The organism is Pseudomonas sp. 10C3 (assembly GCF_036346185.1).
Classification (GTDB): Bacteria; Pseudomonadota; Gammaproteobacteria; order Pseudomonadales; family Pseudomonadaceae; genus Aquipseudomonas.
On record NZ_JASJVE010000006.1, the window covers coordinates 12,093 to 30,901 of the forward strand.

The window sequence follows — 18,809 nt, forward strand, 5'->3', positions numbered from 1 at the left end:
CACAACGGTATAAGGAGAAAGCGATGAAGCAGTTGAAAGTGGCTTCCAGCGTTGCTGCACAGGCCTGTTTTCTGACCTCGCGACAGGTTGTGGGTTTTGATCAAACCGATTTGACCGACATTGCCGCCGCCGTTCTCACGACGGAAGACGTGCGCAATGGAATGATCGAGGTGATTAGTAATTCCGGGTTCGATATTCCTGTTTTTTTTGCAGTTACCGCGCAGGACAAGTTCTCTCGTAACACGCTCCCCGGCATTGAAGATGTGTTATTACAGATCAGTGGCGTATTCGATTTGGGCAGTGACAAGGCCGAGTTCTATGGCGACAAGCTGGAAACCGCTGCCCGGCGGTATGAGGACAATCTGTTTCCCCCCTTTTTCGGTGCACTCAAACGCTATGAGGAGCGTGGCAACTCAACGTTTGCTTGCCCAGGGCACCAAGGCGGACAGTTCTTTCGCAAACACCCTGCCGGGCGTCAGTTCTTTGAGTTTTTTGGGGAGACGCTGTTTCGCTCCGACCGCTGTAACGCCGATGTGGAGATGGGGGATCTGTTGATCCACGAAGGCGTGGCGCTGGCCGCCCAACAACGTGCGGCTCAGATTTACAACGCGGATAAAACTTACTTTGTCCTCAATGGCACCTCGGCGTCGAACAAGGTCGTGACCAATGCGCTGCTGACGCCTGGGGATGTGGTGCTGTTCGATCGAAATAACCACAAGTCGGTGCATCAAGGCGCTTTATTCCAGGCGGGCGCCACGCCGCTTTATCTGGAAACAGCACGCAACCCCTACGGCTTTATCGGCGGTATCGACGCGCACTGTTTTGACGAAACGTACCTGCGTGAGCGTCTGCAGGAAATCATGCCCGAAAAAGCCGCTGCACCAAGGCCGTTCCGGCTGGCGGTGATTCAGTTGGGGACCTACGACGGTACGATTTATAACGCCCGTCAGGTAGTCGACAAGATAGGCCATCTCTGCGACTATATTCTGTTCGACTCGGCATGGGTGGGCTATGAGCAATTCATTCCCATGATGCGCGACTGTTCGCCAATGTTGCTGGAGCTGGGTCCTGATGACCCCGGCATTTTTGTGACGCAATCGATTCACAAACAACAGGCCGGTTTCTCTCAAGCATCGCAAATCCACAAAAAAGACCGTCACATTAAAGGGCAGGATCGCTACTGCAATCACCATCGCCTGAATAACTCGTTCATGGCGCAGGCGTCGACCAGTCCGTTCTATCCACTGTTTGCCTCGCTCGATGTCAATGCCCGCATGCACAGCGGCCGCAGCGGCCTGCGTTTGTGGAGCGAGTGCGTACGCGCCGGTATTGAGGCGCGCAAAATGGTGATGGACAACTGCACATTGATCAGGCCGTTCGTGCCGCCGACTATCGATGGCAAATACTGGCAGGATTATTCCACCGACGAGATTGCCAGCAACCTCAAGTTTTTCATGTTTCACCCCGATGAACGCTGGCATGCGTTCGAAGGGTATAACGAGCAGCAATACTTCATTGACCCGTGCAAATTGTTGTTCACCACGCCGGGCATTGATGCAGTCACCGGCCAATACACAAGCTTCGGGATCCATGCCGGTATCCTGGCGACCTTCCTGCGTCAGAACGGGATCGTGCCGGAAAAAAGCGACCTGAACTCGATTCTGTTTCTGCTTACGCCCGCCGAAGACAAGGCCAAGATGCACCACTTGGTGGCTCAGATAGCCCGGTTCGAGCGGTTTATCAAAGACGACGCGCCGTTGAGCAGCGTATTGCCCGGTATTTATGCCGCGCACGAAGCCCGTTATAAAGACTACACCATCGTTCAGTTGTGTCAGGAAATGCACAACCTGTATGCGCAGCATGACGTCAAACAGTTGCAGAAAGAGATGTTCCGGCAGTCGCACATGCCCGCAATCGCAATGGGCCCGCGCGACGCCAACCTGGAGTTCATCCGTGGCAACGTTGAGCTCATTCCTCTGGAAAGTGCGCAAGGGCGTATCGCCACGGAGGGCGCGTTGCCTTATCCGCCAGGTGTGCTGTGCGTGGTGCCCGGTGAGGTCTGGGACGGTGCGGCGCTGAAGTACTTCCTCGCACTCCAAGACGCTATCAATCAGTTCCCGGGGTTCACCCCGGAATTGCAGGGCGTGTACCTGAAACAAGAAGACGATGGCCGCCTGCGGGCTTATGGCTACGTGCTCAAGCAGTAACGACTCATCACCGTGGACGCCCACCAACCGGTGAGGCGTATCGATTAAACATGTCGTCGTTTCGGGCTGTAAAAGGGGTGGAACATGGGAACTGCAGTTAAAAAAATGAGTGTGGTGCAGCTGACCGTGCTGACGGCTGTCAACATGCTCGGGTCGGGCATTGTCATGCTGCCGAGCAAACTGGCGCAGGTCGGGACGATATCAATTTTCTCTTGGATCGTGACCGCGCTGGGCTCATTGGCACTGGCTTATGCGTTTGCCAAGTGTGGGCGCTTCAGCCGTAAGGCTGGCGGTATGGGGGGGTATGCCGAGTACGCGTTCGGGCGTTCGGGCAACTTCATGTCCAACTACACGTATGGCGTGTCGCTGCTGATCGCCAACATTGCAATCGCTATTACGGCAGTGGGCTATTCGGTCGTCCTGTTCAAAACATCGCTATCACCAGTTGCCACTGCGATGGCCGCTATCGCGCTGCTCTGGGTCACGATGTTTGCCAACTTCGGGGGGGCAAGGATCACTGGTCGGATTGGTAACGTCACCATTTGGGGGGTCATCCTGCCGGTTGTCGTCCTTTCGATAATCGGCTGGTTCTGGTTCGACTTCTCAACCTATCGAGCGGCCTGGAACCCCCATAACATGCCGTTTATGCAAGCAGTAGGGGCCTCGATCTCGATCACCTTGTGGGCTTTCCTGGGGCTCGAGTCCGCATGCGCCAACACCGATGCCGTCGAAAACCCGGAGCGTAATGTGCCGATCGCCGTGCTGGGGGGAACCTTGGCTTCAGCAGTGATCTACATCGTCTCGACCAACGTGATTGCGGGGATGATTCCCAATGCTGAGCTGGTCAGCTCGACGGCACCCTTTGGTCTGGCGTTTGCCACGATGTTTACGCCCTTGGTGGGCAATATTGTCATGGGCCTGATGATTGTGGCCTGTATTGGTTCGTTATTGGGGTGGCAGTTCACCATTGGCCAAGTGTTCAAGAGCTCGGCGGACGTCGGGTACTTCATGAAAATCTTCGGCAAGGTGACCAAGACCGATACGCCTGTCGCCGGTATGCTCGTATTGTTGGCATGCCAGACAGCGTTGTCGTTGATGACCATCAGCCCGGACCTGAGTGGGCAGTTCGACCGACTCGTTAATCTGGCGGTGGTGACCAATCTGGTCCCCTATCTGATGTCCATGGCGGCCTTGATGACGATTCAACAAGCCGCAAACGTAACCCCGCGCCAGGCGTTACTGGCTAATATTGTCGCTTACATTGCCGCAGCCTACAGTTACTACGCACTCTTCAGCGCCGGTGCAGACGCGATGATGCTGGGTGGCATTGTGACGATGTTGGGTTGGACATTGTACGGTACTGTTTCCCGACGTTTTATGAAGGACGGAAGCCCTCAACCAGTCGGCGAAAAGCTATCGGTTTGATAATCAAGGAACACTGAAGGGTAGTAGACAGCGTGCAGCTGTCTTCTACAGTCAGACGGCTCTCGGGCAGTCTGTTTGCAATCGACCTGCTGTTGCGGAAACGTCTACAACGCCGTCCTATGGAGTCGTCATGTATATTTTCAACTCGCTGCTGTCCAGCGCTGATAACCCGTCAGCCGTACCGATCGCGTCGCCTGAACTTAACGACGTCGGTCCACTCTCGGCCGACCTGCTTGATCGCATGCATCGTTACTGGCTCGCTGCCAATTACCTGTGTGTCGGGCAGATCTACCTCAAGGCCAACGCGTTGTTGCGCGAGCCCCTGACTGCCGAGCACATCAAGCCGCGCCTGCTGGGACACTGGGGAACATCGGCGGGTCAGAACTTCATCTATGTGCACTTGAACAGGCTCATCAGCGAGCAGCATGTCGAGATGGTCTATATCTCTGGACCCGGGCATGGCGGCCCTACGCTCAATGCCTGCGCCTGGCTAGAGGGCACTTACAGCGAGGTGCACGCTGAGATAACGCCGGACGAGGCGGGTATGTTGCGGTTTTTCCGCAGTTTCTCCACGCCAGGTGGCGTGCCCAGCCACTGTGGTCCGCACACGCCCAATTCCCTGCATGAGGGCGGCGAACTGGGTTATTCGCTGGTGCATGCCTTCGGCGCTGCGTTTGACAATCCCGAGTTGCTGGTGACCTGCGTGATTGGTGATGGCGAGGCCGAGACATGTCCACTGGAGGGCAGCTGGAAGAGCATCCGTTTTCTCAATCCCCGCGACGATGGTGCGGTGTTGCCGATTTTGCACCTCAATGGTTACAAAATCTCCGGCCCCACCGTGGAAGCGCGCACAGACGATGCCGACCTTGTCGAGCTGTACCGTGGACGCGGTTATGAACCGATTATTGTCGCGGGCGACGATTTGCCAGGCATGCATCAACGTTTTGCGGCGGCCCTGGATGCGTCTTACGCCAGCATACGTGACATCCAGCGTCGTGCGCGGAACGAGGGGCTGGTCGAGCGTTTGCGTTGGCCGATGATTATTTTGCGCAGCCCTAAAGGCTGGACCGGGCCGAAGGTGGTCGACGGTCTGCCGGTCGAAGGCACATTCCGCGCGCATCAGGTGCCACTGGCCAATGTGATCCAGAATCCACAACACTTGGCCCAGCTCGAGGCCTGGATGCGCAGCTATTCGCCACAGACGTTGTTTGATGACAACGGTGCGCTGGTGCCTGAACTGCAGGCACTGACCCCGCCGGCCGCGTTGCGTATGGGCGCTGTTCCTCACGTCAACGGCGGGCGAGTGCTGACCGCGCTAGACCTGCCAGACTTTGCCGACTATGGCCTGGAAGTGCCGGGGCCAGGCGAAGTGATCGCTGAGGCGCCGCGCAAGCTGGGCGAATACCTGCGTGACGTGATTCGCTTCAACCCCACCAACTTCCGCGTGTTCGGGCCGGATGAAACCAATTCCAACCGACTCAATGCGGTGTTTGAAGCCACCAACCGAACGGCTACGGGACCGGTACTCGAGATCGACGATCACCTCGCGCCCAATGGCCGGGTGATGGAGGTGCTCAGCGAGCATTTGTGCGAGGGCTGGCTGGAGGGTTATTTGCTTACGGGGCGCCACGGCATGTGGTCGACCTATGAGGCTTTCGCCCAAGTCGTCGACTCCATGGTGACGCAACATGCCAAATGGTTGCAGCAGAGTCGCGAGTTTCAGTGGCGCCGCCCATTGGCCTCGCTCAATGTGCTGCTCACCAGCCATGCCTGGCGCAACGACCATAATGGTTTCAGTCATCAGTCCACGGGCTTTGTCGACAATGTGTTGCAACGTCGTTCCGACGTGGTGCGGGTGTACTACCCGCCGGACTCCAACTGCCTGGTCAACGTGTTCGATCACTGCTTGCGCAGCCGCAATTACGTGAACGTGGTGACCTGCGGCAAGCAGCCGGATTTCCAGTGGCTGGATTTCGACGCTGCGCTGAAACACTGCTCTCAAGGCGCATCGATCTGGAATTTCGCCAGCAGCGATGAGGGTGACGATCCCGATGTGGTGTTAGCGTGCGCTGGCGATGTACCGACCACCGAGGCGGTGGCGGCGGCATGGCTGCTGCAGAAATATGTCCCCGGCATCCGCGTACGGCTGGTCAATGTCGTGGACCTGTGCATTCTCAGCAACCCGGAAACGCGCCCCCACGGTATGGATCATGGGTCGTTTGAGGCCTTGTTCACCCGTGATGCACCGGTGATGTTCGCCTTCCATGGTTCTACCTGGGTCATCCACTCCATGGTGCATGGCCGGGCCAACGAAGCCCGCTTCCATGTTCGTGGTTTCTCTGATCGGGGCACCACGACCACACCGTTTGACATGGTGGTGCTTAATCAGATGAGTCGCTACCAACTCGCTATCGACGCATTGAGCCATGTGCCGCGCCTGTGTGCTCATAGCCAGAATGCGGTGAGTTATTTCGAAAGCCAGTTGCGCAAGCATCACACGTACATTCGCGAGCACTTCGAGGACCTTCCAGAGATACGCAATTGGCACTGGACCGCTGACTTCAGCCAGCCTGACAGCCCGCCGCCATTAGCCAAGGGGCATGTAAGAGGCCAGCTCTTTACCGATGCCTGAGCGGTTTCGACATCCGGTTACGCTTGAGGTGTGGCCGGACCCCAGTTTGTCCCCAGTTCGTATAAGGGCCAGTCCATGCAGTCTCCTTGCAACGATCTTGATCCGAGCTTTCAAACCCTGCGCCAACTGGCGTTTGATCAGTCCATCCGTTGGTCGTGTCTGAATGATGATATCTGGCGCAGTCTCGACCATGAATTATGGGAACTGACCCATAATCCCTGTGTGGTGCTCAATGCGGTTTCCGACCAGAAGATCAACCTCCTGCTGGGCAACAGTCATTTTCATGCGCGGGTTACCCGCATCGCCGAGATCCATCGGGATATCCTCGCTCAGCCCTCATGGTTCGAGCGCGAACAGCCTGACGCTGATTTGCATCAAGTGGCCTACTTCTCCATGGAGTACATGCTCAGCGAGGCACTGCCGATTTACTCGGGAGGGTTGGGCAATGTCGCGGGCGATCAGTTGAAAGCCGCCAGCGACCTGGGTGTTCCGGTGGTGGCTGTCGGTATGCTTTGGCAGCAAGGGTATTTTCGTCAGGAAATCGGTTTTCAGGGTGACCAGCAAGCGTTGTACCCGGTCAATGACACGCGCCAATTGCCGGTGGAGCCCTTGTTGCGCCCCGATGGCAGTTTGTTACGTCTGTCCGTGCAACTGCCAGGTCTGACGGTCTGGGTGCGGGGTTGGCAGGCAACGGTGGGCCGTAATAAATTGTTGCTGCTCGACAGTAACGACCCGGCCAATCCACCCCCGTTCCGGCTGATCACCGGTGAGCTGTATGGCGGCGATGTGGAGATGCGTCTTCGCCAGGAGGTGGTGTTGGGTATTGGTGGATGGCGTTTACTGGAGGCCGCAGGTTACACGCCGGATGTCTGTCATCTAAACGACGGCCACGCCGCTTTCGCGGTGCTTGAACGGGCCCGCAGCTACATGCAGGCGAACAAGGTCGGGTTCGATGTCGCGATGACCGCCACCCGTGCCGGTAATGTGTTCACCACCCATACACCGGTCGAGGCCGGTTTCGACCGTTTCCCCTCGGAGCTGATCAGCAAATACATGGGGCGCTATGTCGAAACTGAGCTGGGTCAGCCTTTGTCGGCCATTCTGGCGCTGGGACGGCAGAACGCTGATGATGCGCAAGAACCCTTCAATATGGCGTTCCTGGCGATGCGTTGTGCAGGTGCGGTCAATGCAGTGAGCCGTCTGCATGGGGCAACCTGCCGCCACATTTTCCAGAGTCTGTTTCCACGCTGGCCCCGCGATGCCGTGCCGGTCGGGTACGTGACCAATGGCGTTCATCTGCCGACATGGGTATCACTCGAGGCCGAGTCGCATTGGCAAGCCTTGCACGGGGGCGATCTGCCTTGGCGCGGCACCAGTGAGTCGCGGGTCAGCGAGTTACTGGAGCAGGTCGACGACGGGCAGATCTGGCGTTTGCGCCAGCAGGCCAGGACGCTGTTGTTCGAGTTCGTCCGCACGAGTCTGGCGCGCAGCGAGGCCATTCACGGAGCCTCGCTGGAGGCCATTGAGTCGGCGGGTGCCCTGTTCAACCCGCAGGTTTTGACGCTGGGCTTTGCCAGGCGCTTTGCCTCGTATAAACGGCCTAACCTGTTGTTACAGGACCCCGACAGGCTGCTGCGTATTCTCAATCATCCAACCCGGCCGGTGCAGTTACTGATCGCCGGCAAGGCGCATCCGGCCGACATCGTCGGGCAGCAGATGATTCGTGACTGGCATGCGTTTATTCGCCGTCCCGAGGTCAACGGGCGTGTGGCGTTCCTCGAAGACTACGATATGCGCGTAGCACGCCATTTGGTGCAAGGGGTCGATGTTTGGGTCAATACCCCACGCCGTCCGTGGGAAGCCAGCGGCACCAGTGGGATGAAAGTCCTGGCCAACGGCGGGCTGAACCTGTCCCAGCTCGATGGCTGGTGGGCCGAAGCATGCTCAGAGGAGGTGGGCTGGGGGATTGGCGATGGTGCCGAGCATGCTGACGATTACGACAGTGTCGACGCTACCCAGCTTTATTCGTTGCTTGAGGATGAGGTGGTGCCTGCTTTTTATGAGCGCGATGCAGAGGGCATTCCCAGGCAATGGATCCGGCGCATGCGCTGCAGCATGGGAGCGCTGGTGACACAGTTTTCCGCCGACCGGGCCGTGCGCGACTACACCCAACATTATTATCTGCCCGCCGCCACGGGCTACCGGGCGCGCGCGGCTGATGAAAGCCGACTGGCCGTGCAACTCACTCGTGAACGCGAGGATCTGAATGTTCGTTGGGCTCATATCCGCTTTCTGCATCTGGACATGCACCAGCAGATGGGCCACTACGCTGCAACGTTACACATGGACCTTGATGGACTGTCCCCGGGCCAACTACGCGTGCAGCTGTATGCCGAAGGTCTGGAGGGCGCGCCCGCTGATATTCAGGACATGGTGATCGACCCGATGGCACTGTCCGGAGGTGTTTTGATCTATCGCGCCGAGGTACCCGATGATCGTCCTGCCCAGGCTTATACCGCGCGCGTGATCGTCAATGGCGCCACTGGGCTGGAGGTCCCGCTGGAGGTCGGTCTCATTGCCTGGCAGCGTTAACGTGCCTTTTCACAGCGCTAGGCTATAGACGCTGAACATCTCATGCCGAGGCCTGCGGTTGCGGGCCTCGAGTTACCCTTTTTATCTGTCTGGAAGACACTATGTCCTTTGATCAGCAAAATCGTCTTGGCATGAAAGCACTGCTTATCCATGAAGATCTTGCTGCCAATACGGCGGCGGGCCGCGCCGTCAGGCAACTGGCGCAAGAGCTGGAAAAACGCCAGGTTGAGGTCCTGCTGGCACAGTCGGCGCTGGATGCCACTGTTCTGATTCACTCAGACCCTATGGTGCAATGCGTGTTACTCGATTGGGAGTTGGCCCTCGACGACAGTCATGCAATAGCCAACAGCGTATTGGATGCTGTGCGTGAGCGCAGCGAGACGCTGCCGATTTTTCTGCTGGCTGATCGCAACAGTGCAGCAACCATCCCGCTTGACGCCATGCAGAAATCAGACGACTTCATCTGGTTGCTGGAAGACACCACCGCGTTTATCAGCGGGCGCATCGTCGCTGCCATTCAGCGTTACCGTGAGGCCGTGCTGCCACCGATGTTTGGTGCGCTGGTACGCTTCTCGCAAGTGTACGAATACTCTTGGCACACGCCCGGACATACCGGCGGTACAGCGTTTCTGAGGTCGACGGTAGGACGGGCTTTTTTCGATTTTTTCGGTGAAAACCTGTTCCGCTCGGACTTGTCGATTTCAGTGGGCGAGCTGGGTTCGTTACTCGATCATTCTGGGCCCATCGGTGCCAGCGAAGTGTACGCAGCGAAGGTCTTCGGGGCTCATCGCACGTATCACGTCACCAATGGTTCATCGACCTCCAATCGGGTGATCCTGATGGCCAGCGTCACACGTGACCAAGTGGCATTGTGTGATCGCAACTGCCATAAGTCGGTCGAGCACGCGATGACCATGTCCGGGGCGATTCCGACCTACCTGATTCCCTCGCGAAATCACTACGGTCTGATCGGGCCGATACCTCCCCAGCGCCTGAGCCCCGAGGCCGTGCGCGACGCCGTGGCGAGCAATCCATTGGTGCGTGACGGGTTCGACCCGACGCCGATGCACGCGATCGTCACCAACTCCACCTACGACGGACTTTGTTACAACGTCACCCAGGTCGAGAAGCTGCTCGGTCAAAGCGTCGACCGCCTGCATTTCGACGAAGCCTGGTTCGGTTATGCGCGCTTCAACCCGATCTACCGAGAGCGTTTCGCCATGCATGGCGAGCCAGCAGACTACAGCGCGGACAGGCCGACTGTGTTTGCGACCCAATCCACACACAAGTTGCTGGCGGCGCTGTCCCAGGCTTCGATGATCCATGTGCGCGATGGTCGCCGGCCTATCGAACATGCGCGGTTCAATGAAGCGTTCATGATGCATGCTTCGACTTCGCCGAACTACGCAATCATCGCCTCCAACGATGTCAGTGCGGCAATGATGGACGGCCCTGGTGGCAAAGCCCTGACGGGCGATGCAATTCGCGAGGCGATTGCTTTTCGACGCATGGTGCCGCGACTCAACGAAGAGTTCCAGGCCCGGGGCGAATGGTTTTTCAATGTCTGGCAGCCTGACACTGTCATCGATCCCGAGAGTGGCGAAGTGGTGCCGTTCCATACTGCCGATGAGGCTCTGCTGGCGAGTGAGCCTGAGTGTTGGGGGCTAAAACCCAATGCTGCCTGGCATGGCTTCGGTGACATCGAAGACGGCTACTGCATGCTTGACCCGATCAAGGTGTCGATCACCACGCCCGGGATTTTGCCCGGTGGCGGCATGAGCCAGCAGGGCATTCCTGCGGTGGTGCTCAGTGCCTACCTGGACCGGCAGGGCATCGTGGTGGAGAAAACCACCGACTTTACGATTCTGTTCCTGTTCTCTATCGGTGTGACCAAAGGCAAGTGGGGTACATTGGTCAGCACCTTGCTGGACTTCAAACGTGACTACGACGCCAACGCGCCACTGGACAGCGTGTTGCCGCCCCTGATCGTTGCGCACCCGCAACGCTACCGTGGCATGGGATTGCGCACACTGTGCGACACCATGTTCCAGGCCATGTCCGAACTGCGCACCACTGAATCCATGTCTCGGGCGTTCTCTACCTTGCCGGTGCCCCAACTCAGTCCGGTCGCGGCATACGAGCAACTGGTGCGCGGCAATATCGAAGTCCTTACCCTCGAACAAATGGCGGGCCGCACCGTGGCGACCGGGGTGGTGCCATATCCGCCAGGCATCCCGCTACTGATGCCCGGCGAGAGCGCAGGGGCGGCGGATGGTCCAATTCTCGGCTACCTCAAGGCGCTGCAAGAGTACGACCGGCGCTTCCCGGGCTTCACCCATGACACCCATGGCGTCGAGGTGGAGGATGGGCGTTATTTAGTCCGATGCATTAAATAAACCCCAGGACGGTCCGGGCGACGGGGAGGACGGCGGCTATGCTGAAATCATGGCTGCTCATCGCTATCGGCGCGTTGCTCGGTGCCGGCTTCGTTTCAGCTGATTAGCGCACGCTAAAGGAGTTGGATCATGAAAGGTTTTCTGGTGATTTTCTTCACTCAGCAGAATCGTCGCTATCGCGGAAAAATGCTCGGTGACTGGGTCGTCGACCTGGCCAAAGAACTGGGGCTACGCGGCGCCACGCTATCGACGGGCATAGAGGGATTTGGCCATACAGGCCAGCTGCATTCCACGCACGTCTTTGAACTTGCCGATCAACCTACCGAAATTCGTATGGCGATTAGCGAAGACGAATGCGCGCGCCTGTTCGAGCGCCTGGAGGCCGAAGACATCTCCTTGTTCTACATAAAAGCGCCGATCGAGCTGGGGACTGTCGGCAAAAAAGCCGACAAGCCCCTTAGTTGACCGGGAGTTCCAGTGTTGCGCAGAGACCGCCGTCTGGAAGGTTATCCAGATGTATCCGACCTTTCAGGCGAACCGCAATCGTTTGTACAATCGTCAGTCCAAGCCCTGCGCCCTGGTCGTTACCTCGACTGTAAAAACGCTCAAAGAGCCGCTCACGCTCTGCCTCGTTGATACCCGGCCCCTGATCTTCGACAGCCAGCTGGAAGTGTCCATTGATTTTTGTCAGGCGGACAGTGATCAGGCCATGTTCTGGAGAAAAGTTCGCGGCGTTGGTCACCAGGTTATTAAGCGCGATGTTAATCGCTACTGGGTCGGTATGGGTGATGTAAGGGACATCGCTGACGTCGAAAGTCAGCTCAAGGCCCTTGCTCAGCAACCAGGGCGTAAGCTGAACGAGACCCTCTCGAACAGTCGCCGTCAGGTCAACGGTTTGCAGGGGCGGTGCTATCGACTGGGGTTCGAGCCTGGCCATGGTCAGCAACTGGTTAACCAAACGGCTGGTGCGGTCTACACCGACGATCAGGTATTCGAGTGACTCTCGTTTTTCTGCCTCGGTGCCCGCTTCCAGTAAATTCTGCGCATGCACCCGAAGTACCGCCAACGGTGTCCGCATTTCATGGGCCGCATCGGCAATGAAGCGTCGCTCTCGCCCCAGCACCTCCTGGATTTGCGAAAGCATTCGATTCAGCGCGGCCTGCATGGGTTCGAGTTCGCTGGGCAGCGGCTCGATTTGCAGGGGCTCCAGGGAGCCGGAGTGTCGAGCGCGCAGGGTCGCGGCCAAGTCGGCCAGAGGCTTGAGCCCCCAACCAATCGCCAGCCACATCACTGTGACCAGGATCAGGCTGCCCAACAGATTTGGCCAAAGGGTATGCTGAACGATACGGTCAACCAGATCCGTTCGCACATCGTTACGCTCGCCGACCCAGATATGCAGGCCGTACTGCACGTCGTCGAGAATGAATGTCCGCCACTGATGATTTTTCAGGTCAACGACATCGCTGAAACCTGTCTGGGAGGGGGGCAGGGTAAAGGTGGGGGCGCTGGCAGTGTGTACCAGCAGTTCGCCTTGATGATTCCATACCTGAAAAGCAATTTTGCTCTCATAGGGATGGCCATCGAGCTTGGGCGAGGCTTGGCTGAGGGCCTGATTGAAGGCCTGGTACAGTGCTGAATGGTCCTTGCTGGCCATTGGCATGCGCATGACGCCTTGCAGCAGGCGAGCGTTTTGGGCCAGTTGCGCGTCATAGACTTCGGCAATTTCATGATTACTGTCATGCAGGTTGAAGAAACTCATGATCAGCAGGCCGACAAGCAACAGGCCGAGAATCAGGGTCATGGTGCGCTTTCTGATTGACGTCATCGGCGCTCTTCAACCAGGTAACCGACACCGCGAATGGTCCGGATTAACTCAGAACTGAATTTTTTCCGCAGATTGTGGATGTGCACCTCGAGGGTGTTGCTTTCCGCTTCTTCGTTCCAGCCATAAAGCAGCTGGATCAATCGCTCGCGGGTCATCACCCGTCCTGGGGGAGAAAGCAGTTCATAGAGCAACTGGTACTCCTTGGGTGTCAGCGCAATCGGTGCGCCATGGTAAGTCACCTGTTGGGTACTCGGGTCCAGGCTGATATCGGCATGCTCGATCAGCACCCGGGCGCGTCCCGCACTTCGACGCAGCAGCGCGCGCAGGCGGGCTTTCAATTCGGCAAGGTCGAAAGGTTTGACCAGATAGTCATCGGCGCCTGCATCCAGACCGGCAATCCGGTCTTCGGTGGCATCGCGCGCGGTGAGGATCAGCACGGGCAGCGTGGAGCCGCTCTGGCGTAACTGGCGCAGCACTTCGAGACCGTCCATGCGTGGCAGCCCCAGGTCGAGCACGGCCAGATCAAAGGTTTCGGTGAGCAGCGAATGCAGAGCGCTGCTACCGTCTTTAAGCCAGTCAACGGTGTAACCCTCTCGGCTCAAGGCCTGATGAACACCTTCGCCCAGAGCGATGTCATCTTCGATAAGCAGTAGACGCACAGCTGACTCCTGTCAGTTAATTTTCTTGTTTACCTCGCCAAGCAACGCCTGGATCTCCTGGCGGCGACCTGTATCGGCGGTTTCCCGGCCAGGACGCGGTGGCGCTTGCAAGGCTTTGAGCAAGGCTGCCTTGGCTTCGACATAACGACCTTGACGATAAAGGTGGTCCCCCCAAAAGTACAGGCTGTCTATGCCAGTCGGGTTGAGTTGCAAGCCTTGTTTCAAGAGCTGTTCGGCTTTTTTCGCGTCGCCGAAGCCGATGGGCCAGCCGGGAACCCGATCATAGAGTGCGGCGAGGCTGGTATAAGCGGAGCCTTGCAGCGCATTCGGGTCCAGCGCTATCGCTTTTTCGAGATCGATACGCGCCGACTTGACCTTGCTCAATGCCCCCAGTCCGCCTTGAGCTCCGGCCCAACTGCTGGTAACGATACCGGACCAGACCCAGGCCTCGGCAACGGTTCCCCGGGACTGAGTGAACGCTGACGCTTGTGCTGCAAGCTTTTCAAACGCAGCCACACGTTGCTCAGCTGGCAATTCGTATTGGATATGGGCCCAGCTTTGCTGAATGGCAATCAGGCGTTCCTGATCCGCGCTTTCCAAGGCCCAGGCAGGGCTGCTCAAAACGCCGAGAAGCAGGTAGATGCAGAGCTTTTTCATGGTTTTTATTTCTCTTTTTCTTGCCGGACACTGAGTCGCCGGATCAAGGGCAGTTGTTTACGCAGGCTGCGGTCCACAAGGTTAGGCAGCAGGCTGTTCAAACGGACGAAGAAGCGTTCAGGCCAGCCCAGGTAGAGCTCGCGACGATCACCCGCAATCGCATGGATAACCGCCTGAGCGACGATGTGTGGGTCGTCGACGTTTGATTTCAGTGCGTCGGTCAAGGCCTGTGCGGCGGGGCTGTTCATAGAGGTGCGCGTCGCACGGGGCGCCACGTACAGCACGCCAACCCGGGTATCGGCCAGCTCGCGACGCAGGGCTTCGGAGAAACCGCGTAGCGCGAATTTGCTCGCACAATAGCTGGCGTAACCCGGAAAACCAATGGAGCCGTAGGTGGACCCCACATTAACGACCATGGCATTTTCAGCGTCTTTCAATAGAGGCAGAAACGTGCGCGTCAGGCAGATAGGGACGCTGATGTTCAACGTCAGCATGGCGTTGATTTCTGCATCGTCCAGCTGTTCGAGCATGGCGAAGTGGTTGACCCCGGCGGCATTGATCAGCAGGTTCACACCACCCATTTCCTCGGCCGTGGTGAAGACCTTTCTGCGGTCAGTGGCGGTCGTCAGGTCAGCTGATATCCAGCGCAGATTGTGCGGATAAAGCGCGAGTAGCCGCTCAAGTGGCGCTTTATGTCGGGCCACCGCCAACACCAGGGCGCCCTTCGCGCACAGGGCATCGGCAATGGCCAGGCCGATCCCGCCGCTAGCACCGGTCAGGACGACTCTTGCTTCAGAGAGCTGCATGCAAGGTCTCCTCGGCCGTAGCGCCCGGGAGGGCACGGAACATGTCGGCGTACAGTTTGTAGACGACTTTCGAGGCGTGGATGACGGCGGCTTGGTCGGTCGGGTCTTCCAGGCGATCCATCAACCGGCGATAGGTCTGCATGTGCGCCACGTCCAGCTCCCCGTGAGAGCTCAAATAGCTGAAGGCAGTGGTGGGGAGTTCAAGGTGCTCGCGAATACTGTCGGCGGCATGTGTGGACAGCGCAATGCTGGTGCCCTCGAGTACGTTGACCATCCCGAACAGGCCGACGGGATTGTCCCGCGCGATCAAGTCATAGAGGAAACCGACCATCAACTCGATCGGCAGTTCTGGGCGTCCTTCACGAACAGTATCGACGTCGCCACCGCAGGCCGAAATGTCATTCAGGATCCACTGTTCATGGCCGTACTCTTCGTCGATGTACTCACAGACGGCCCCTCGCAGCCATTCCAGGCCGATGGGCAGACGGGCGCCGCACGCCATCATCAATGGGACCGTGTGTCGAACGTGGTAATAGGCCTGGGTCAGAAAAGCGCGATAGCTTTCCAGGCTGACCCGACCGGCAAGGGCTTGGCGAATGATCGGTAAGTTAAATAATTCCTGGCGTTCGTGCTGGGTGGCTTCTTGCAGTGTGTCGAAGAAACTCATGATGCTGATACCTCAGGGTAAACCGATGAGATGAGTTGATGCCGGTAGCGTTCGAGGATGGCTTCGCGCCGTGGTCGACCATTGGCGGTGAGCAGGCCATTGGTCGGAGTAAAAGGTTGCTCCAGACGTGTCCATTGATGAACTTGGGCGTAGTCGGGCAAGTTTTCGTTTGCGAGGGCGACTGCGGCGGTGATTTCCTCGTCGGTGCAGTCCGGCTTGTGGGGCCACAGCAGCGCGTGGTTACGCGGCATTGCTTCGCCATACACAAAAGCCTGGGCGATATGGCTGCGTTGTGTCAGCTCGGCCTCGACCCATTCGGGATTGACGTTGCGCCCAAAACTGGTCACGAATTGATGTTTCTTGCGGCCGTTGAGGTAGAGATAACCCTCTGCGTCAAATTCGCCCAGGTCACCGCTGTGCCACCAACCCGTGGCCTCGGGCGATTCGCCCAGATAACCGAGCATTGGAGCGCCGCCAATCAACACTTCACCGTCCTCAGCCAAGCGGACCTTCACATGGGGCAAGGGCTTGCCGACACTGCCCAGGCGGTTGGCGCCGGGATGGTTCAGGCACACCACCGACGCGCATTCTGACAAGCCATAGCCCTCAAAGACCGGCAGGCCGATCCGTTGTGCGCGTAGCAACAACTCAACCGACACCCTGGCCCCGCCCACGGCGGCGAAGCGCAGTGTCGAGGCGTTGAATGCGCCGAGCTCGGCCGCGTTGACTAACAGCAGAAGCAGTTGCGGCACTAGGATCAGACTTTCGGGACGTCGTTCGGCAAGTGTGCCGAGCAGCCGGGGGATATCCACGCCACTGGCGCCCTGGATCCCGAGTTTTTTCTGACTCGGCAGGCTTAGCGTCGCACCCGCATAAAGCGCGGCATAGCACCCCAGGTTTTCCAGGAGAATGGCCAGAGGAAGCAGGGCGAGATGATGGTGAGACTCGGTAGCACGTGTGGCCAGGTCCAGTTCCCTGGCCACCCTTAGCAGGCTGTCGGCACTCAGGCATACGCCTTTGGGGGTTCCAGTGGTGCCTGAGGTGAACGTCAGCTTGGCTGTGCCTTGAGGCATGCGCGTTGTGCCGGAAAATGACCGGCGCCAGAACTCTCCGACCTGTGTATAGCCAGCCGTTGTCAGTTCAGGGGCCTGATCGGTGTCGGCGATGACCAGCTCGGCCTGGCTTTGCTCCAGGCAATGGTTACGTTGCGCGGGGCTGAAAAAAGGCGGTAACGTCAGGCAGGTAAGACCTTCGAACAGTGCCGCAAGGTCCCAAAGCAGTGCGTTCGGACCGTTCTCCAGGGCCAAGGCGACCACACTGATGCGTTCTTCGCGCAAGCGCTGTTGCCGATAGACGACTTCTGCGTACAGGGTGGCGTAATCCAGCCGCTGAGCATCTCCCCATAATGCCAGGACGTCAGGTTTTTCTTCGGCATGTTGACGAAGAATCTGTTTGAACCCTTCCAGTTCAGGCGACATGGTTGATCATCTCGGACGTCGATGGCAAACCGAGGCGATTGAATAGCCCCACGTTGCGTAAATGAATGAAGCCAGCACGGATATTGCCGACATGCACGGACGGCTGACTTTGGTAATAACTGCCCCAGGCATGTTGGTCTTCACCCAGTCGCTGCGGGTCGGCGGCACAGAGGGTCACGGGGCGCAATCCCAAGCGATGGAAGCTGTTGACCAGCCCAGCGTTACCGGTAAACGCCACCCACTCCAGCCCGCCCATCGCCAGTAGCCAGGTGAGGGTGATGATGCTCAGGCGTGCACTGCCGGTATCGCTTGCGGCGAGATTGCCGACCTCGACAATACCGATTCGGTCAACCGGGCGGCCAGCGGCCGCACAGATCAATGGTTCGATGGGTTCATCCAGATAATGCTCGAGAAACAGCGGCCCTGAAGCTCCCAGCCGCACTCCGGCAACGGCGCTCAGCCCTCCTGCGGAATGGCTCATCCCGAACAGTTCAGGCATGAATTGGCGTATCTCGGCCCCGTGAGCCAGGTGGAAGCGTTGTTGGATATAAGCTTCGAACTCTGAGCGTTTTGGTTCACCTGGCAGGGCCCTGACCAAGCTCATGTCAGGTGCGTCGGTGTTGCCGAAATGCAGGGGTAACCGGATGTTCCAGTCGAAACCGGGCATTGAGAGGACTCCTCCCGTGGGTAGTCAGGTTCAGAGTATCGGCGTCAATTCTTAGCGAAGTCTGAAGGTTCGTCCAAGTACGTCTAAGGTCGTATCGGGTCAGTCTTCAGACTGGCTTAAGACTCGTCAGCCAAGGTGCTGATAGCCCAAATGACTCGGGCAGCACATCACGACACTTGAGAGGTCCGCTCATGAACAACAGCGCAGTGCCGCAACGTTATGGAAAACTATCGATCACTCTGCACTGGCTGATGCTGGCGCTATTCGTCGGTGTCTACAGTTGTATTGAAATCAAGGGGCTCTTGCCGCGAGGGCATGCGCTGAAGGGGATGTTTCTTGGGCTGCATTCACTGTTCGGGCTGGCGATCTTCGCGCTGGTGTGGGTCCGGTTGCTGGCCCGTTTGAAACCCAGTCCGCCCATTTTGCCGCGTCCACCAGGCTGGCAGATCGGCCTGTCGCACCTGACGCATCTGGCGCTTTACGGGTTGATGATCGCTACGCCGATATTCGCCTGGTTGATGTTAGGTGCCGGGGATAAACCGATCCCTTATTTCGATTTCGTGCTGCCTGCTCCGGTCAGCGTCGATCCAGCATTGGCGCGTCAGTTCAAGGACTGGCATGAGTTGCTCGGCAGTGCCGGTTACTGGCTGATCGGGTTGCATGCAGCGGCAGGGCTTTTTCACCATTACTGGGTGGGCGACAACACCCTGAAGCGGATTTTGCCCGGGCAGCGATCTGAGTAGTTGCCGTGTCCTGGATAGGTGACGGAATCGTCCTGTCGGCTGAGGCCTTGCCGGG

At 58.1% G+C, this 18,809-nt stretch carries 13 protein-coding genes and 1 pseudogene; 7 read left to right on the forward strand and 7 right to left on the reverse strand.

Features of this window, described 5'->3' with window-relative positions:
* Positions 1–23 precede the first annotated feature (23 nt).
* The 6 genes and pseudogenes from QN399_RS07050 (at position 24) to QN399_RS07075 (ending at position 11,717) form a co-directional block, all read left to right on the forward strand.
* Positions 24–2,207, forward strand: a complete 2,184-nt coding sequence (locus tag QN399_RS07050; RefSeq protein ID WP_330200755.1) for an ornithine decarboxylase — start codon at positions 24–26, stop codon at positions 2,205–2,207.
* A gap of 84 nt (positions 2,208–2,291) precedes the next feature.
* A pseudogene (gene potE, locus QN399_RS07055) lies at positions 2,292–3,612 on the forward strand (putrescine-ornithine antiporter); the annotation flags it as partial.
* A gap of 150 nt (positions 3,613–3,762) precedes the next feature.
* Entirely contained in the window at positions 3,763–6,264 is a 2,502-nt protein-coding gene (locus tag QN399_RS07060) for a phosphoketolase family protein (protein WP_330200789.1), read from the forward strand.
* Between the two features lie 75 nt (positions 6,265–6,339).
* Entirely contained in the window at positions 6,340–8,856 is a 2,517-nt protein-coding gene (gene glgP / locus QN399_RS07065) for an alpha-glucan family phosphorylase (protein ID WP_322178957.1), read from the forward strand.
* Between the two features lie 131 nt (positions 8,857–8,987).
* The gene (locus QN399_RS07070) at positions 8,988–11,252 is read left to right on the forward strand and encodes an Orn/Lys/Arg decarboxylase N-terminal domain-containing protein (protein WP_323565718.1); all 2,265 of its coding nucleotides are present in this window, start codon (positions 8,988–8,990) and stop codon (positions 11,250–11,252) included.
* A 129-nt stretch (positions 11,253–11,381) separates the two neighbouring features.
* On the forward strand, positions 11,382–11,717 hold the full coding sequence (locus QN399_RS07075) for a DUF190 domain-containing protein (RefSeq protein WP_322178958.1): 336 nt from the start codon (positions 11,382–11,384) through the stop codon (positions 11,715–11,717).
* Here the strand turns inward: QN399_RS07075 and QN399_RS07080 are convergent.
* The 7 genes from QN399_RS07080 to QN399_RS07110 are packed head-to-tail and all read right to left on the reverse strand — an operon-like array spanning position 11,710 to position 18,011.
* Positions 11,710–13,077: an ATP-binding protein gene (locus QN399_RS07080; protein ID WP_322178959.1), complete on the reverse strand. Its 1,368-nt coding sequence runs from the start codon at positions 13,075–13,077 to the stop codon at positions 11,710–11,712. The genes QN399_RS07075 and QN399_RS07080 overlap by 8 nt on opposite strands.
* Positions 13,074–13,736, reverse strand: a complete 663-nt coding sequence (locus QN399_RS07085; protein ID WP_322178960.1) for a response regulator — start codon at positions 13,734–13,736, stop codon at positions 13,074–13,076. Before QN399_RS07085 ends, QN399_RS07080 begins: the two co-directional genes overlap by 4 nt.
* 12 nt (positions 13,737–13,748) lie before the next feature.
* Entirely contained in the window at positions 13,749–14,393 is a 645-nt protein-coding gene (locus QN399_RS07090; protein WP_322178961.1) for a hypothetical protein, read from the reverse strand.
* 5 nt (positions 14,394–14,398) lie between these two features.
* Positions 14,399–15,199, reverse strand: coding sequence for an SDR family oxidoreductase (locus tag QN399_RS07095; protein ID WP_322178962.1), 801 nt, complete (start codon positions 15,197–15,199; stop codon positions 14,399–14,401).
* On the reverse strand, positions 15,186–15,866 hold the full coding sequence (locus QN399_RS07100; protein ID WP_330200756.1) for an iron-containing redox enzyme family protein: 681 nt from the start codon (positions 15,864–15,866) through the stop codon (positions 15,186–15,188). Before QN399_RS07100 ends, QN399_RS07095 begins: the two co-directional genes overlap by 14 nt.
* Entirely contained in the window at positions 15,863–17,344 is a 1,482-nt protein-coding gene (locus QN399_RS07105) for an AMP-binding protein (RefSeq protein ID WP_322178964.1), read from the reverse strand. The genes QN399_RS07100 and QN399_RS07105 overlap by 4 nt, the downstream gene beginning before the upstream one ends.
* Positions 17,334–18,011 (reverse strand): thermostable hemolysin, encoded by a 678-nt coding sequence (locus QN399_RS07110; protein ID WP_322178965.1) that lies wholly within the window; start codon positions 18,009–18,011, stop codon positions 17,334–17,336. Before QN399_RS07110 ends, QN399_RS07105 begins: the two co-directional genes overlap by 11 nt.
* Before the next feature lie 191 nt (positions 18,012–18,202).
* Between QN399_RS07110 and QN399_RS07115 the strand changes: the two genes are divergently transcribed.
* Positions 18,203–18,754 carry a cytochrome b gene (locus QN399_RS07115; RefSeq protein WP_322178966.1) on the forward strand — a complete coding sequence of 184 codons (552 nt, stop codon included), beginning with the start codon at positions 18,203–18,205 and terminating at the stop codon, positions 18,752–18,754.
* Positions 18,755–18,809 lie beyond the last annotated feature (55 nt).

Coding starts and splice junctions, on each gene's coding strand:
- QN399_RS07050 (WP_330200755.1), top strand. CDS start 24: ATGAAGCAGTTGAAAGTGGCTTCCAGCGTTGCTGCACAGGCCTGTTTT.
- QN399_RS07060 (WP_330200789.1), top strand. CDS start 3,763: ATGTATATTTTCAACTCGCTGCTGTCCAGCGCTGATAACCCGTCAGCC.
- glgP (WP_322178957.1), top strand. CDS start 6,340: ATGCAGTCTCCTTGCAACGATCTTGATCCGAGCTTTCAAACCCTGCGC.
- QN399_RS07070 (WP_323565718.1), top strand. CDS start 8,988: ATGAAAGCACTGCTTATCCATGAAGATCTTGCTGCCAATACGGCGGCG.
- QN399_RS07075 (WP_322178958.1), top strand. CDS start 11,382: ATGAAAGGTTTTCTGGTGATTTTCTTCACTCAGCAGAATCGTCGCTAT.
- QN399_RS07080 (WP_322178959.1), bottom strand. CDS start 13,077: ATGACGTCAATCAGAAAGCGCACCATGACCCTGATTCTCGGCCTGTTG.
- QN399_RS07090 (WP_322178961.1), bottom strand. CDS start 14,393: ATGAAAAAGCTCTGCATCTACCTGCTTCTCGGCGTTTTGAGCAGCCCT.
- QN399_RS07095 (WP_322178962.1), bottom strand. CDS start 15,199: ATGCAGCTCTCTGAAGCAAGAGTCGTCCTGACCGGTGCTAGCGGCGGG.
- QN399_RS07100 (WP_330200756.1), bottom strand. CDS start 15,866: ATGAGTTTCTTCGACACACTGCAAGAAGCCACCCAGCACGAACGCCAG.
- QN399_RS07105 (WP_322178964.1), bottom strand. CDS start 17,344: ATGTCGCCTGAACTGGAAGGGTTCAAACAGATTCTTCGTCAACATGCC.
- QN399_RS07110 (WP_322178965.1), bottom strand. CDS start 18,011: ATGCCCGGTTTCGACTGGAACATCCGGTTACCCCTGCATTTCGGCAAC.
- QN399_RS07115 (WP_322178966.1), top strand. CDS start 18,203: ATGAACAACAGCGCAGTGCCGCAACGTTATGGAAAACTATCGATCACT.